Below are 13134 nucleotides of genomic sequence, written 5' to 3' on the forward strand. Positions count from 1 at the left end.
CGCGATGAGCTTGATGACTGGGCGACATCATGATGACTCACAGACATCAACCGCTTTCCCGCTATGTCCGCGAGCCGCCCGCCGGCAACCACGACCGCCACGCACGACGACCGCCACGCACGACGACCGCCAGGCACGACGACCGCAGCCGCCCGCCGGCAACGACGACCGCCAGGCACCACAACCGCCGGCCACGACGACCGCCGGCAGATCGGTGCCGGCGATAAACGCGTGGAGCCGGCAACTCACCGCGTCTATGGTGGCGCGGTGCTGATCAGACGCGAGACACCCGCCGACGTCGACGCGATTCGCGCGGTGCACTCCGCGGCCTTCGCCAAGGCCGATGGCGGTGACGGCGTACCGGTCGAGGCGACCCTCGTCGACGCGCTGCGCGCCGACGAGGGCTGGCTGCCCGCGTACTCCCTGGTGGCGACCGACTCGGACGGCCAGGTGGTCGGGCACGTGGTGGCCACCCGCGGCCGGGTGGGCGGCGCGCCGGTGGCGTTGGGCCTGGGGCCGCTGGGCGTGTTGCCCGACTGGCAGCGACGCGGTGTTGGCAGCGCGCTGATGCACGCGGTCCTTGGCGCCGCGGACGCGCGGGACGAACCGCTGGTGGTCCTGCTCGGGCATCCCGACTACTACCCGCGCTTCGGGTTCCGGCCGGCCGTCGAGCTGGGCGTCACCCCACCGCAGCCGTGGGGGCCGCAGTACTTCATGGCCAGGCCGATGCACGCGTGGCGCGAGTCCATCCGGGGCGAGTTCCGCTACGCCGGCCCGTTCGACGACCTGTGAACCGGCCCGCCATCCGTCGGCGGCGGGCAACCGACCTGGACGGCTGCGTCGCGGCGCTCGCCGAGGTCCACCGGGTCGACGCGTACCCGCTGAACTGGCCCGTCGACCCGCACCGCTGGCTGCGCGAGCCGCACCCGGCGCGGGCCTTGGTCGCCGTCGACGCCGCCGCGGCCGTTGTCGGACACGTCGCTGTGCATCGGATCCCCGGTCAGGTGGACGGACCGCCCGGCCGGCCGACGGCTGAGGTGGCTCGTCTCTTCGTGGTGCCGAGAGCCCGGGGGTTGGCGCTGGGCAGCGCGCTGCTGGACCGGGCCCGCCAGTGGGCGGGCAAACGCGGGACGGACCTGGTGCTGGAGTTGGCCGCCGACGGCGCTGCGGCCGCCGCTCTGTACGAGCGCGCGGGATGGCGGTGTGTCGGCACCAGCACGGCACCATGGACCGCTCCCGACGGCGGCCCGGTGTCGCTGCGCCACTACACGCTGCGGCACCGCGCCCCGGGCTCCGACGTCGCACCCGCCAGCACGGCGAGGCGACGGGCGAGCCGGCCTGCGGCCTCGCGTAGCTCGGGAGGCTCCAGCACCTCCATCTCGTGATCCAGTCGGGCGAGGTGCGCGGCGAGCCAGTCCAGGCTGTCGCCGCCGACGACCAGCACCGACCATCCGTCGCTGTCATCCTCGACCCGCCCCACCTGTGGTGGGATCACCTCCCGCAACCGCTCCGGTTGGGCGTGCACCCGCACCCGGGCGAGGTATCGGTACGGTGCCCCGGTCACGGCGCGCTGCACGAAGGCGACCGGATCCGGGTGTTCGCGCGCCGGGAAACACCAGGTCGTCGCGACCGCAGCCCGGATCCGATCCAGCCGGAACGTCCGCCAGTCGGCGCGGTCGACGTCCCAGGCCATCAGATACCAGCGGCGGCCGGTCGTGACCATCCGGATCGGCTCGACCGTCCGCTCCTGCTCACCAGCGCCCCGGCCGGGATAGTGGAATCGGACGCGTACCCCGTCCCGACAGGCGCGGGCGAGTGTCACCAGCAGTTCCGCGTCGATCTCGGCGACCGGGCCGATGAGGGTGTCGGTGGCACCGTGCACCGCCCGGACCTCGGCGCGGAGCCGCGATGGCATCACCTGATCGAGCTTCGCGAGTGTCCGCAACGCGGCCTCGCTCGCTCCGGCGACAGTGCCCCCAGCGGCGAGCCGCAGGGACACCGCCGTGGCGATTGCCTCCTCGTCGTCGAGGAGCAGCGGCGGCAGCCGGGTGCCGGCACCGAGTCGGTAGCCGCCGCCGACGCCCGACACCGCGTGCACCGGGTAGCCGAGCGCCCGCAGACGCTGCACGTCGCGGCGCACGCAACGGCCGGTGACCCCCAGCTCCGCGGCCAGTTCGGCAGCCGTCCAGGACAGTCGTCGTTGCAGCAGCGCCAGCAGGCGCAGCACCCGCTCGGTCGTCGCCTCGACGGTCACGCGTCGATCGTTGCACGGATAGCGGAACAACCCTGTCCGCTATCCGCGAGAGGCTGGGATCATGACCGACCAGACCAGGAAGCAGGGATCCGCCGTGATCCGCGACGTCCAGATCACGTTCGACTGCGCCGACCCGGCGAGGTTGGCCATCTTCTGGGCCGAGACGCTCGGCTACCAGGTACAGGCCCCACCCGGAGACTTCGAGTCCTGGGATCAGGCGCTGGAGGCGATGGGTGTGCCGCCGGAGAACCGCAACGACGCGTCAGCGGTGGTCGACCCCGAGGGCTCGCGACCACGGCTGTTCTTTCAGCGGGTGCCGGAGCACAAGCAGGTGAAGAACCGCGTCCACCTCGACGTCCGCGCGGCCCCCGGGCTGGAGGGTGACGAGCGGATGGCGGCCCTGGAGGCCGAGGCCGAACGGCTCGTCTCGCATGGCGCCAAGCGTCTCGATCGGCACGAGCCCACTCCCCCGTTGGGCGCCGGTCATCTCATCATGGCCGACCCGGAGGGCAACGAGTTCTGCCTCGACTGACGGGGCGTCTGCCCAGCTCACTGCCGCACCAGGCCGGCGTCATGCGAACATGTGTACGTGTCGCCCGGCGCCAGCATCCTGCACGCCGACCTGGACGCGTTCTACGCGTCGGTCGAGCAGCGCGACGACCCGCGCCTGCGCGGGCGACCGGTGATCGTCGGTGGTGGCGTGGTGCTCGCGGCCAGCTACGAGGCGAAGGCGCGGGGCGTCCGCAGCGCGATGGGCGGCCAGCAGGCGCGTCGGCTCTGTCCGGACGCGATCGTCGTGCCGCCGCGGATGTCGGCGTACACGGCGGCGAGCCGCGCGGTCTTCGAGATCTTCCGGGAGACCACACCGCTGGTCGAAGGGCTCTCCATCGACGAGGCTTTTCTCGACGTGGGGGGTCTGCGGCGGCTGGTCGGGCCACCGGCCGAGATCGCCGAACGACTACGCCGGGAGGTCCGCGACCGGGTCCACCTGCCGATCACCGTGGGCGTGGCCCGCACGAAGTTCCTGGCCAAGGTGGCCAGCGGCGTGGCGAAACCGGACGGCCTGCTGGTGGTCGCACCGGACGCCGAGCTGGCGTTCCTGCACCCGCTGCCGGTGGAACGGCTCTGGGGCGTCGGCCCGGTCACGGCCGCCAAGCTGCGCGAACGCCGGATCCGTACCGTCGGGGAGGTGGCCCGCCTCGGGGAGGCCGCGCTGGTGTCGCTGCTCGGTGCGGGCGCCGGCCGGCATCTGCATGCGTTGGCGCACAATCGCGACCCCCGGGCGGTGCAGGTGGGGCGGCGGCGCGGTTCGATGGGCGCGCAGCACGCGCTCAGTCGTGCCCCGCACGCCTCCACCGAGCTGGACGCCATCCTCGCCGGCCTGGTCGACCGGGTCAGCCGGCGGATGCGGGCGGCCGGGCGGTCCGGCCGCACCGTGGTGTTGCGGCTGCGCTTCGGCGACTACACCCGGGCGACCCGGGCGCACACGGTGCGTAAGGCGACGGCGGACACGACGCCGCTACTCGCCGCCGCGCGGGCGCTACTGCGCGCGGCGCTGCCCGAGATCGATCGCCGTGGCATCACGTTGATCGGTGTCTCCGTGGGCAACCTCGACGACAACCCGGTCCAGCCTGAGCTGCCATTCCAGCCGGACTCCGGGTCCGATCTGGACGTTGCGGTCGACGCGGTTCGCGACCGATTCGGATCAGCGGCGCTCACGCGTGCGGTGTTGCTCGGTCGGGAGCCGGGCGTGGAGATGCCGCTTCTGCCGGATTGACCGATAAGCGTGCGGCGTCCGCGGCCGAGCTGCGATCAGAGACACATCACAGCAGGTCGGCGGTTTAGCCGGCGGCTGACGGGTGACCCTTGTGGGGTACAGCCTGATGAGGGGGGCCACCATGTCCGACGACACCAGCAACCGACCGAGTCGCACCGCCGAGCGTCCGCACGACGTGACCGACCCGCTGCTGTGGCAGTTGGCGATCGATGTGTTGAGCGCACACGAGCCGGACGACGAGGGCCAGTGCCGCAACCTCCAGTGCGCCGGGCAGGCCTGGCCGTGCGCGGCCCGCACCGGGGCCGAGCACTCGCTGCGACTGGCGCGCGGCGCCTCCGCCTCGGTCGAGGGGACCATTGACGGAACCGACAGCGACGACGTCGACACTGATGGGCGTCGCGAGGCGGCGGTACCGGCTCCCCGGTGGGGCTGGAACGCCGGCCCGGTGGCGACGCACCGGGGGTCGAAGGCGTCCGCTTCGGCGGCATGACCCCGACCTGCGTACCGAACCGCGCACGCGGGAACGCTCGGCCGGTGATCCGGCCGAGCGTTCGCAATTGACGTTCGAGCAGGAATTCGTAGATCGATGGTCGCGATGCTTCGAGGCACACGGGGTCGACCCCGGTAGCCCATCCTCAGGAGGAGAGCATGCCGATCCATCGGAGCAACCTCGGCCGCCGCAGCGCCGCCGCCATTCTCGCGACAGTGCTCGCCAGCGCCGGCCTGGCCCTGGCCGCGCCGACCGCCGCGCAGGCCGCCACCACCTGCACCAGCCTGACCTACTACAAGGTCGGTGGTTACCCGGGTGAGATGCACGTGCCGACCGTCGGCTGGCAGGACCGCAACAAGACCTGCTACCTGAAGTACGGCAACTCCAACAGCGCGGTCAAGGTGTTGCAGGAGGCGCTGAACAACTGCTACTCGCAGTCGCTGCGGCTCGACGGTCAGTACGGCACCAACACCCGCAACGCCGTCTTGTACGCGCAGCGCGTGATCAACGACACCTGGTCGTGGGCGGACATCGCCGAGGACGGCGAGTACGGCCCGCAGACCCGGGCGTGGATGGGCTTCGCGACCTTCGGGGTCAATGGTGGTCCGGTCATCCCGAACGTCTGCTACTACCCGGGCTGACCGCACGATGGCGCCGGTCGGAATCCCCCGTTGGATTCCGGCCGGCGCCGTCGTGGCGTCTCCGACTTCTCTCCCCCACCGGAGACTTCCGCCCTCAGCAGACCCGTACGGCCTCGATGCGCAGGTTCCAGGTGCCGCCGATCGCGGCCGAGTCGTACGCCAGGTTCGCTCGATAGCCGTAGGCGTGCTGGTAGCCGAGGAGCCCGGTGGCGTTGGCGTTGTCCCAGAAGGTGGAGACGGTGCCGGAAGCCCGGTTGTTCTTGATCGACTGGGCCTTGTTGCGGAAGTACGAGGGCAGCGTGACGTCGTTACAGCCGTTGTACGGCCCGTCGAGGTAGAACACGTCACCGGTGAAGTTCGTACCGGCGTAGAGGCAGAGCAGGTTCGTGGGGCACGGGTAGTTGGCGGCCTGGGCCGGGCTCGGGGCGACGCCGAGCCCGGCGGTCAGGGCAACCGTGGCAACCAGGGCGGACGTGAGCCTTCGACGAATATTTCGCACGTGAGTGACCTCCGGGTCTCGTCACGACCGAGGCGGCCGTGAGTCGAGTTGCCGACATCGGATTGATAGATGTCGCTGTGCCTACGATGATCTGCGCGGTAGGTCGACGGATTCCTGCCGGAACCTCAATCCGGTCGCGGTTGCCGGCTTGGCCGACCGGCGGCACGGGGGCGAGCGGCGGTTCATGGAGATTCGGATCCTCGGGCCAGTCGAGGTGTGGACGGACGGCCAGCTGATCGACGCGGGAGCGGCCCGGCAACGCGCCGTCCTCGCCGCGCTGGCGGTCGACGTGGGCCGGCCGGTTCGCGCGGAATCCCTGGTGGATCGGGTCTGGGGTGACTCCCCGCCGCCGCGGGTTCGGCACAACCTGCACGTCTACCTCGCTCGGATCCGCCGGGTCCTGACCGCCGCCGGGGCTTCGGACGCGCTGGTCCGCCGCTCCGGTGGGTACCTGCTGGACCTGCCGCCGGAGACCGTCGACGGCCAGCACTTCGACGTGCTGCGACAGCGGGCCGACGAACTGGCCGACGACGACCCGGAGCGGGCGGAGCTGCTGCGCCGGGCGCTGGCTCTGTGGCGTGGCGAGCCGCTGGCCGGCGTGCCCGGCGAGTGGGCGGCCCGGATCCGACAGGACTGGCACCGTCGGCACATCGACACCGTCGTGCAGTGGGCCCGCGGCCCGCTTCGCCAAGGTGATCCGGATGCCGTGATCGACCCGTTGACCCGGCTCGCCGACGACCACCCGCTCGACGAACCGGTCGCCGCCGCGTTGTTGCGCGCGCTGGCCGCCGCCGGACGGGGCGCACAGGCCCTGGCGTACTACGCCCGCTTACGGGAACGGTTGGCCGATGCGCTCGGTGCGGACCCGAGCGCGGAACTTCGCCAGGTGCACCAGGCCATCCTGCGCGGTGAGGTCACCGTGCCGGCGCCCCGCGCCGAACCCGCTCCGACACCGGGCGCGGCCGGTCCCGTCGCGCGGCCGACCCCAGCCCACCCGGTCCCGGCGCAGTTGCCGTCGGACGTCCGGGGCTTCGCGGGACGGGAGGCGGAGCTGGTTCGACTGAGCGCCCTGCGGGCGAATGCCGAGGCGCATCCCGGCGCCGTGCCGGTGGCGGTGCTCTCCGGATTGGCCGGGGTGGGCAAGACGGCGCTGGCCGTGCACTGGGCCCACCGGGTGGTCGAGAGTTTCCCCGACGGGCAGCTCTACGCCAACCTTGAGGGCTACAGCCACAGTGGTGTGGTGCGCAGTGCGGAGCAGGTGGTGCGCGGCTTTCTCGCGGCGCTCGGTGTGTCGCCCCGGGAACTGCCGTTCGACCCGCAGGAGCAGACGGCGCTCTATCGGAGCCTGCTGGCCGGTCGACGGATGCTGGTGTTGCTGGACAACGCCCGGGACGCCGCGCAGGTCCGGCCGCTGCTACCCGGGTCCGCCCACTGCCTGGTGCTGGTGACGAGCCGGGACCGGCTGACCGGCCTGGTGGCCACCGAGGGCGCCGAGCCGTTGGTGCTGGATCTGCTCACCGCGGGGGACGCGGCGGCTCTGCTGCACGCGCGGATCGGGGTGCGGGCCGAGAGGGAACGAGCTGCCATCGGCGAGTTGGTCGGGCTCTGTGACCGGCTGCCGTTGGCGCTGGTCGTGGTGGCGGCCCGGGCGGTGGTCCGGCCACAGCTCTCCCTGGCCGAGCTGGGCGCGCAGTTGCGCACCGACGGGGGTCTGGACGGGTTGGACGCCGGCGACCCCGCCAGCAGCGTGCGCACGGCACTGTCCTGGTCGTACCGCCTGCTGACCGACCCGACGGCCCGGCTGTTCCGGCTGGTCGGCGGCAGCACGGACCTGACAATCAGTACGGCGGCCGGGGCCAGCCTCGCCGGCGTCGAGCGCCGCCAGGTCCGGGCGGCGTTCGCCGAACTCGCCGACGCGCACCTGGTGCTGGAGCGTGGTCCGGACCGGTACGGGATGCACGACCTGCTGCGGGCCTTCGCGGCCGAGCTTTCCGGCGAGCAGGACCGGACCGGCGACCGGGCTGAGGCGCGGGGTCGGCTCTTGGACCACTACCTGCACAGCGCGCACGCTGCTGCCGTGCTGCTGCACCCACACTGGGACCCGATCGCGCTGCCGCCAGCTGTTACCGGGGTCCGGCCGGAGAAGATCAGCGATCACGACGAGGCGGCGGCGTGGTTCACCCGGGAGCGGGAGGTGCTGATCGCACTGGTCGAGCGGTGCGCGGCCGGCGGGTTCGAACGGCACGCCTGGCAACTGGCCTGGAGTTTGACCATCTTTCTGGACCGGCAGGGCGGCTGGCACGACCAACTGGCGGTGCAGCGTACGGCGCTGGTCGCCGCACGGTGCGGTGGCGACTCGGCCGGGCAGGCGCACGCGCACCGCAGTCTGGCCCGGGCCCAGGCCCGGCTGGGCCAGCTCGACGAGGCACCCGGTCAGCTTCAGCGGGCACTGGAGCTCTTCCGGGCCCTCGACGACCCGGCCAACCAGGGGCACACCTGCCTGGACCTGGCCGAAATGGCCGACCGGCAGGGCCGGCGCGCAGAGGTGGTCCAGCATGCGGAGGCGGCGCTGACGTTGTACCGCACCGCCGGACACCGGTACGGGCAGGCGATGGCGTTGAACGCGATCGGTTGGTACCGCGCCCAACTGGGTGAGCACGATGCCGCGATCGAGGCGTGTCGGCAGGGCCTGGCGCTGTTGCGGGAGTTCGACGACCGCCAGGGTGAGGCCCCGACCTGGGACACTCTCGGGTACGCGCAGCACCGCGCGGGGCGACCGGCGGAGGCGGTCGGCTCGTACCGGCACGCGGTGGAGCTGTACCGGGAGTTCCGGGACCGGTACTACGAGGCGGACACGCTCGGGCACCTGGCCGAGGCGCAGGCCGAGGCCGGCGATCCGGCCGGGGCGGCCCGGAGCTGGCGGGCGGCGTTGCGCCTCCTCGACGACCTCGGGCACCCGGACGCGGAGCGCATCCGTCGTCGGCTCACGGACGCCGACCGGCCGTGACCGGCCGGCGGGCCCGCTGCTCGGGCGGGCCGCCGGCCGGGGGTATTCCCGTTACAGGGTGCGCGCCAGCCGATCGGCGAGCGTCCGGGTGAAGCGGGCCGGGTCGGTCAGCTCACCGCCCTCGGCGAGCACCGCCAGGCCGTAGAGCAGCTCGGCGGTCTCGGTCAGAGCGGCGGTGTCGCTGCCCTGCTCGTGGGCCTTGCGCAGCCCGGACACCAGCGGGTGACCGGGGTTGATCTCCAGGATCCGCTTGGTGGTGGGGATCTCGTGCCCCATCGCCCGGTACATCTTCTCCAGGGTCGGGGTGAGGTCGTGGGCGTCGCCGACGACGCAGGCCGGTGAGGTGGTCAGCCGCGACGACAGGCGGACCTCCCGGACGCTGTCGGTGAGGGTGGTCCCCAGCCAGTCGAGCAGCCCGGCGAACTCCTGTCGCTGCTGCTCGCGCTCGGCCTCGGCCTGCTGCTTCTCCTCGTCGGTGTCCAGGTCGATCTCGCCCTTGGCGATCGAGCGCAGTGGGCGACCGTCGTACGTGCCGACCCGCTCGACCCACACCTCGTCCACCTGGTCGGTGAGGAGCAGCACCTCGTGCCCCTTGGCCCGGAACGCCTCCAGGTGCGGAGAGTTCTCGATGGCGGCCCGGGACTCGCCGGTGGCGTACCAGATGTCGGTCTGGCCGTCCTTCATCCGCGACACGTAGCCGGCCAGGTCGGTGGGCTCGTCCGGGTCGTTTGTGGAGTTCACCGACAGGATGTCCAGCAGGGTGTCCCGGTTGTCGGTGTCGTCGATCAGCCCTTCCTTGACCACGGCGCCGAACTCGGCCCAGAAGGTGCGGTAGCGCTCGGCGTGGTTGGCCTTGAGGTCCTTGACCGTGGCGAGGACCTTCTTGACCAGCCGGCGGCGGACGATCTGGATCTGCCGGTCCTGCTGGAGGATCTCCCGGGAGATGTTCAGCGACAGGTCGTGCGCGTCGACCACGCCCTTGACGAAGCGAAGGTAGGTCGGGACCAGCGCCTCGCAGTCGTCCATGATGAAGACGCGCTTGACGTAGAGCTGGACGCCCCGGCGGCCCTGCGGGGAGAACAGGTCCAGTGGGGCGTGGCTGGGCAGGAAGAGCAGCGCCTCGTACTCGAAGGTGCCCTCGCCCTTCATGTGCACGACCTCGAGCGGGTCGGCCCAGTCGTGGCTGACGTGCTTGTAGAACTCGTTGTACTCGGCGGCGTCGACCTCGTCGCGGGGCCGCGCCCAGAGGGCCTTCATCGAGTTGAGGGTCTGCACCTCGCTGGTGGCGGGCTCACCCTCGGCGCCGGGGCGCTCGACTGTCATTCGGATCGGCCAGGCGATGAAGTCGGAGTAGCGCTTGACGATCTCGCGGACGGTCCACTCGGCGGTGTAGTCGTGCAGGTTGTCCTCGGTGTCGGCCGGCTTGAGGTGCAGCGTCACAGTGGTGCCCTGCGGCGCCTCGTCGACCGCCTCGATCGAGTAGGTGCCCTCACCGGTGGACTCCCAGCGGGTGCCGCCGGTCTCGCCGGCCTTGCGGGTCAGCAGGGTGACCCGGTCGGCGACCATGAACGCGGCGTAGAAACCGACGCCGAACTGCCCGATGAGGTCCTGCTTGGCGTGGGCGTCGGCGGACTCGCGCAGTTGGCGCAGCAGCTCGGCGGTGCCCGACTTGGCGATTGTGCCGATCAGCGTGACGACCTCGTCGCGGGTCATCCCGATGCCGTTGTCGCGCACGGTGAGGGTGCGGGCGTCGCGGTCGATCTCCAGGGCGACGTGCAGGTCGTCGGTGTCGGCGACGAGGTCCTTGTCGACGAGGGTGGCAAGCCGGAGCTTGTCCAGGGCGTCGGACGCGTTCGAGATGAGTTCCCGCAGGAAGACGTCCTTGTTCGAATAGATCGAATGGACCACCAACTGGAGGAGCTGACGCGCCTCGGCCTGGAACTCCAACGTTTCGGCCTGGTTGCTCACACCGTCTCCCATCTCGGCTCGTACGGAGGTTCGCGGAAAGGATACGAGTCGTCACGGGTTGGGGTGTGGGCGCGTCCGGGTCGTATTCCCGATCCCGTCGACCACCGCCGTGACATAGCTGACTTTGCTTAACAGAAGTCAGGCCGGATAGCGTGACGGCCATGAAGATCGCTGGAAGCACCGCCCTCGTCACCGGCGCCAACCGTGGCCTCGGCCGACACCTGGCCGCCGAACTCCTCACCCGGGGCGCCACCGTCTACGCCGGCGCCCGCAACCCCGACAGCGTCGACCTGCCCGGCGTGACGCCGGTCCGCCTCGACATCACCGACCCCGCCTCGGTGGCCGCCGCCGCCGAGCTGGCCGGCGGCGTGAACCTGCTGATCAACAACGCGGGCATCGACACCCGGACCGACCTGCTCGACGGCGACCTGGACCTCGTCCGGTTGGAGTTGGAGACCCACTACATCGGCACCCTGTCGACGATCCGGGCGTTCGCGCCGGTCATCGCCGGCAACGGCGGCGGAACCATCCTCAACGTGCTCTCCGTCCTGTCCTGGGTGAATTTTCCCCTGCACGGGTCGTACGGTGCCGCCAAGTCCGCCGAGTGGGCGATGACGAACGCGCTGCGCCTCCAGCTCGCCGAGCGGGACGTCCGCGTCGCCGGCCTGCACGTCGGATACCTGGACACCGACATGGCCGCGACCATCACCGGCCCCAAGTCTGACCCCGCCTCGATCGCCCGGCTCGCGGTCGACGGCATCGAGGCCGACGCCTACGAGATCGTGGCCGACGACGTCAGCCGGCGGGTGCAGGCCGGGTTCCCCGGCGGCGTCGCCGCGCTCTACCCACAGCTCCCCTGACCCACGACGTGACGGGCCGCCGCCGGACACTGCCGGCGGCGGCCCTTCTCGGGGTACGCGGTCAGCTCGCCACCAGCGTCACGTCGTCGATCACGAAGCTGGTCTGCAACGACGAGTCCTCGGTGCCGGTGAAGCGCAGCGTCACCGTCTGCCCGGCGAACCCGGCCACCGAGAAGCTGCGCTGGACGTAGCCGGACGCCCTGTTCAGATTCGAGTACGTCGCCAGCGTGGTCGACCCCACCTGCACGGTGAGCCGGTCGTACACCGTTGAGCTGGTGGTCTCGGCCGTGTCGATGTGCAGCCAGAAGGACAGCGTGTAGCTGGCGCACCCGGCCGGCAGTGTCACCGACTGCGTCAGGCTCTCGGTGCCGCTGCGGCCGTTGCCGTTGAGCCACGCCTTGTACGACCCGGTCCGGGCCGGCTGGGCGCTGGCGTTGGTGATCACGCCGGAGGACGCGGTCCACGTCGTGTTGCCGCTCTCGAAGCCACCGTTTCCGACCACCTGGCCGCCGGTGCAGGACGGGGTGCCGCCGCCCACGGCGAGCTGCCACAGCGCGTACGCGACCCCGTCGGCCGCGCGGTTCAGCACCGTGGCGCTGACGTTGGCGGTGGTGTCGCAGGACCGGTGGTAGCAGGGGTCGTACGCGGAGTTGGCGGTGCCGCCCCACTTGGCCGCCTGGGAGCTGGTCTTGCGGGCGCTGGCCCCGGCGGCGTAACCCGAGGTGGGGATGCCGGCCTGCTGGAAGTAGTAGTCGTCGGAGCGGCCCTGACCCTCGACGTTCTCCTCCGGTTGCAGGCCCAACGAGTCCCAGTACGCCTTCAGCGGCGCCGCAGTGGTCGAGGTGACCTGGTTGATGAAGTAGCCGCCGTTTGTCGAGCCGACCATGTCGAAGTTGTAGTAACCCTTGATGTAACCGCGCTGGGTGGTGTTGAGCGAGTTGACGTAGAACCGGGAGCCGTTGAGCCCCTGCTCCTCGTCGGTCCACCAGGCGAACCGCACCTTCTTCGTCATCGTCGGGTTCTGCGCGGCCAGGACCAGTGCGTTCTCCAGCAGGGTCGACGAGCCGGTGGCGTTGTCGTTGATGCCCGGACCGGCCGAGACGCCGTCCAGGTGCGCGCCGAACATGACCACCTGGTCGGTCGGGCCGCCGGGCCACTCGGCGATCAGGTTGTTCGAGGGGTACGTGCAGCTGGAGCAGTACTGCTCGCTGACGGTGTAGCCGGCCGACTGGAGCCTGGTCTTGACGTAGTTGAGCGAGGCGGTGTAGCCGGCCGAGCCAGCCCGTCGGTTGCCACCGTTGCTGGTCGCGATGCTGTTGAACTGGGTCAGGTGCGCCTGGACGTTGGTGACGGAGATGTCCGGTGCGGCCAACGCGGCGGCGGTCGCGGCGATCGGCCGGGCCTCCGTCATCGTGGTCATGGGCGACGCGGCTACCGGCTGGGCAGCCAGCGTCACCGTCATTCCGGCGAACACGGCAAGCGCGATTCCCGCGCTCAGCGTTCTGCCTCTCATGGGGGCTCCTCGGGGTTGGAGAGATACCCGAGACACTGACAGATCTCTATTTCTTGAGCATCGGTCGTTCGTCCCGACCCGCGTCGGGGTGGTAACCGGAGTCCAGTCCGGACCCCTGCGTCGGC

The 13134-nt window shown here is 71.2% G+C and carries 11 protein-coding genes and 1 pseudogene; 8 read left to right on the plus strand and 4 right to left on the minus strand.

What is annotated here, in order from left to right:
• Positions 1 to 267 precede the first annotated feature (267 nt).
• Positions 268 to 792, plus strand: a complete 525-nt coding sequence (locus AB0B48_RS20305; RefSeq protein WP_357203739.1) for an N-acetyltransferase — start codon at positions 268 to 270, stop codon at positions 790 to 792.
• Positions 789 to 1190: pseudogene (locus AB0B48_RS20310) on the plus strand (GNAT family N-acetyltransferase); the annotation flags it as partial. The gene AB0B48_RS20305 and the pseudogene AB0B48_RS20310, both read left to right, overlap by 4 nt.
• Positions 1191 to 1264: 74 nt before the next feature.
• On the opposite strand, the gene AB0B48_RS20315 reads toward AB0B48_RS20310, so the two are convergent.
• Positions 1265 to 2254 carry a YafY family protein gene (locus AB0B48_RS20315; RefSeq protein WP_357203741.1) on the minus strand — a complete coding sequence of 330 codons (990 nt, stop codon included), beginning with the start codon at positions 2252 to 2254 and terminating at the stop codon, positions 1265 to 1267.
• 61 nt (positions 2255 to 2315) lie between these two features.
• Here AB0B48_RS20315 and AB0B48_RS20320 point away from each other — a divergent pair, with 61 nt between their 5' ends.
• The 4 genes from AB0B48_RS20320 (at position 2316) to AB0B48_RS20335 (ending at position 5162) form a co-directional block, all read left to right on the plus strand.
• Positions 2316 to 2786, plus strand: coding sequence for a VOC family protein (locus AB0B48_RS20320; protein WP_357203743.1), 471 nt, complete (start codon positions 2316 to 2318; stop codon positions 2784 to 2786).
• A gap of 57 nt (positions 2787 to 2843) precedes the next feature.
• Complete coding sequence (dinB, locus tag AB0B48_RS20325; RefSeq protein WP_357203745.1) at positions 2844 to 4031, plus strand: DNA polymerase IV; 1188 nt, start codon at positions 2844 to 2846, stop codon at positions 4029 to 4031.
• Positions 4032 to 4152: 121 nt separating this feature from the next.
• A complete protein-coding gene (locus AB0B48_RS20330) occupies positions 4153 to 4521 on the plus strand; it encodes a hypothetical protein (protein ID WP_357203747.1) in 369 nt (122 codons plus the stop codon).
• A gap of 158 nt (positions 4522 to 4679) precedes the next feature.
• Positions 4680 to 5162 (plus strand): peptidoglycan-binding domain-containing protein, encoded by a 483-nt coding sequence (locus tag AB0B48_RS20335; protein WP_357203749.1) that lies wholly within the window; start codon positions 4680 to 4682, stop codon positions 5160 to 5162.
• A 94-nt stretch (positions 5163 to 5256) separates the two neighbouring features.
• On the opposite strand, the gene AB0B48_RS20340 is transcribed toward AB0B48_RS20335, so the two are convergent.
• Positions 5257 to 5661, minus strand: coding sequence for a peptidase inhibitor family I36 protein (locus tag AB0B48_RS20340; RefSeq protein ID WP_357203751.1), 405 nt, complete (start codon positions 5659 to 5661; stop codon positions 5257 to 5259).
• Between the two features lie 184 nt (positions 5662 to 5845).
• Here AB0B48_RS20340 and AB0B48_RS20345 point away from each other — a divergent pair, with 184 nt between their 5' ends.
• Positions 5846 to 8668, plus strand: a complete 2823-nt coding sequence (locus tag AB0B48_RS20345; RefSeq protein WP_357203753.1) for a BTAD domain-containing putative transcriptional regulator — start codon at positions 5846 to 5848, stop codon at positions 8666 to 8668.
• A gap of 51 nt (positions 8669 to 8719) precedes the next feature.
• On the opposite strand, the gene htpG is transcribed toward AB0B48_RS20345, so the two are convergent.
• Positions 8720 to 10648 (minus strand): molecular chaperone HtpG, encoded by a 1929-nt coding sequence (gene htpG / locus AB0B48_RS20350; protein ID WP_357203755.1) that lies wholly within the window; start codon positions 10646 to 10648, stop codon positions 8720 to 8722.
• Positions 10649 to 10797: 149 nt separating this feature from the next.
• Here htpG and AB0B48_RS20355 point away from each other — a divergent pair, with 149 nt between their 5' ends.
• Positions 10798 to 11496, plus strand: a complete 699-nt coding sequence (locus AB0B48_RS20355; RefSeq protein WP_357203757.1) for an SDR family oxidoreductase — start codon at positions 10798 to 10800, stop codon at positions 11494 to 11496.
• 61 nt (positions 11497 to 11557) lie between these two features.
• Here AB0B48_RS20355 and AB0B48_RS20360 read toward each other — a convergent pair whose 3' ends face one another.
• A complete protein-coding gene (locus tag AB0B48_RS20360) occupies positions 11558 to 13009 on the minus strand; it encodes a M28 family peptidase (protein WP_357203759.1) in 1452 nt (483 codons plus the stop codon).
• Between the last annotated feature and the right edge of the window lie 125 nt (positions 13010 to 13134).

It is taken from the genome of Micromonospora sp. NPDC049089, assembly GCF_040648775.1.
GTDB lineage: Bacteria > Actinomycetota > Actinomycetes > Mycobacteriales > Micromonosporaceae > Micromonospora.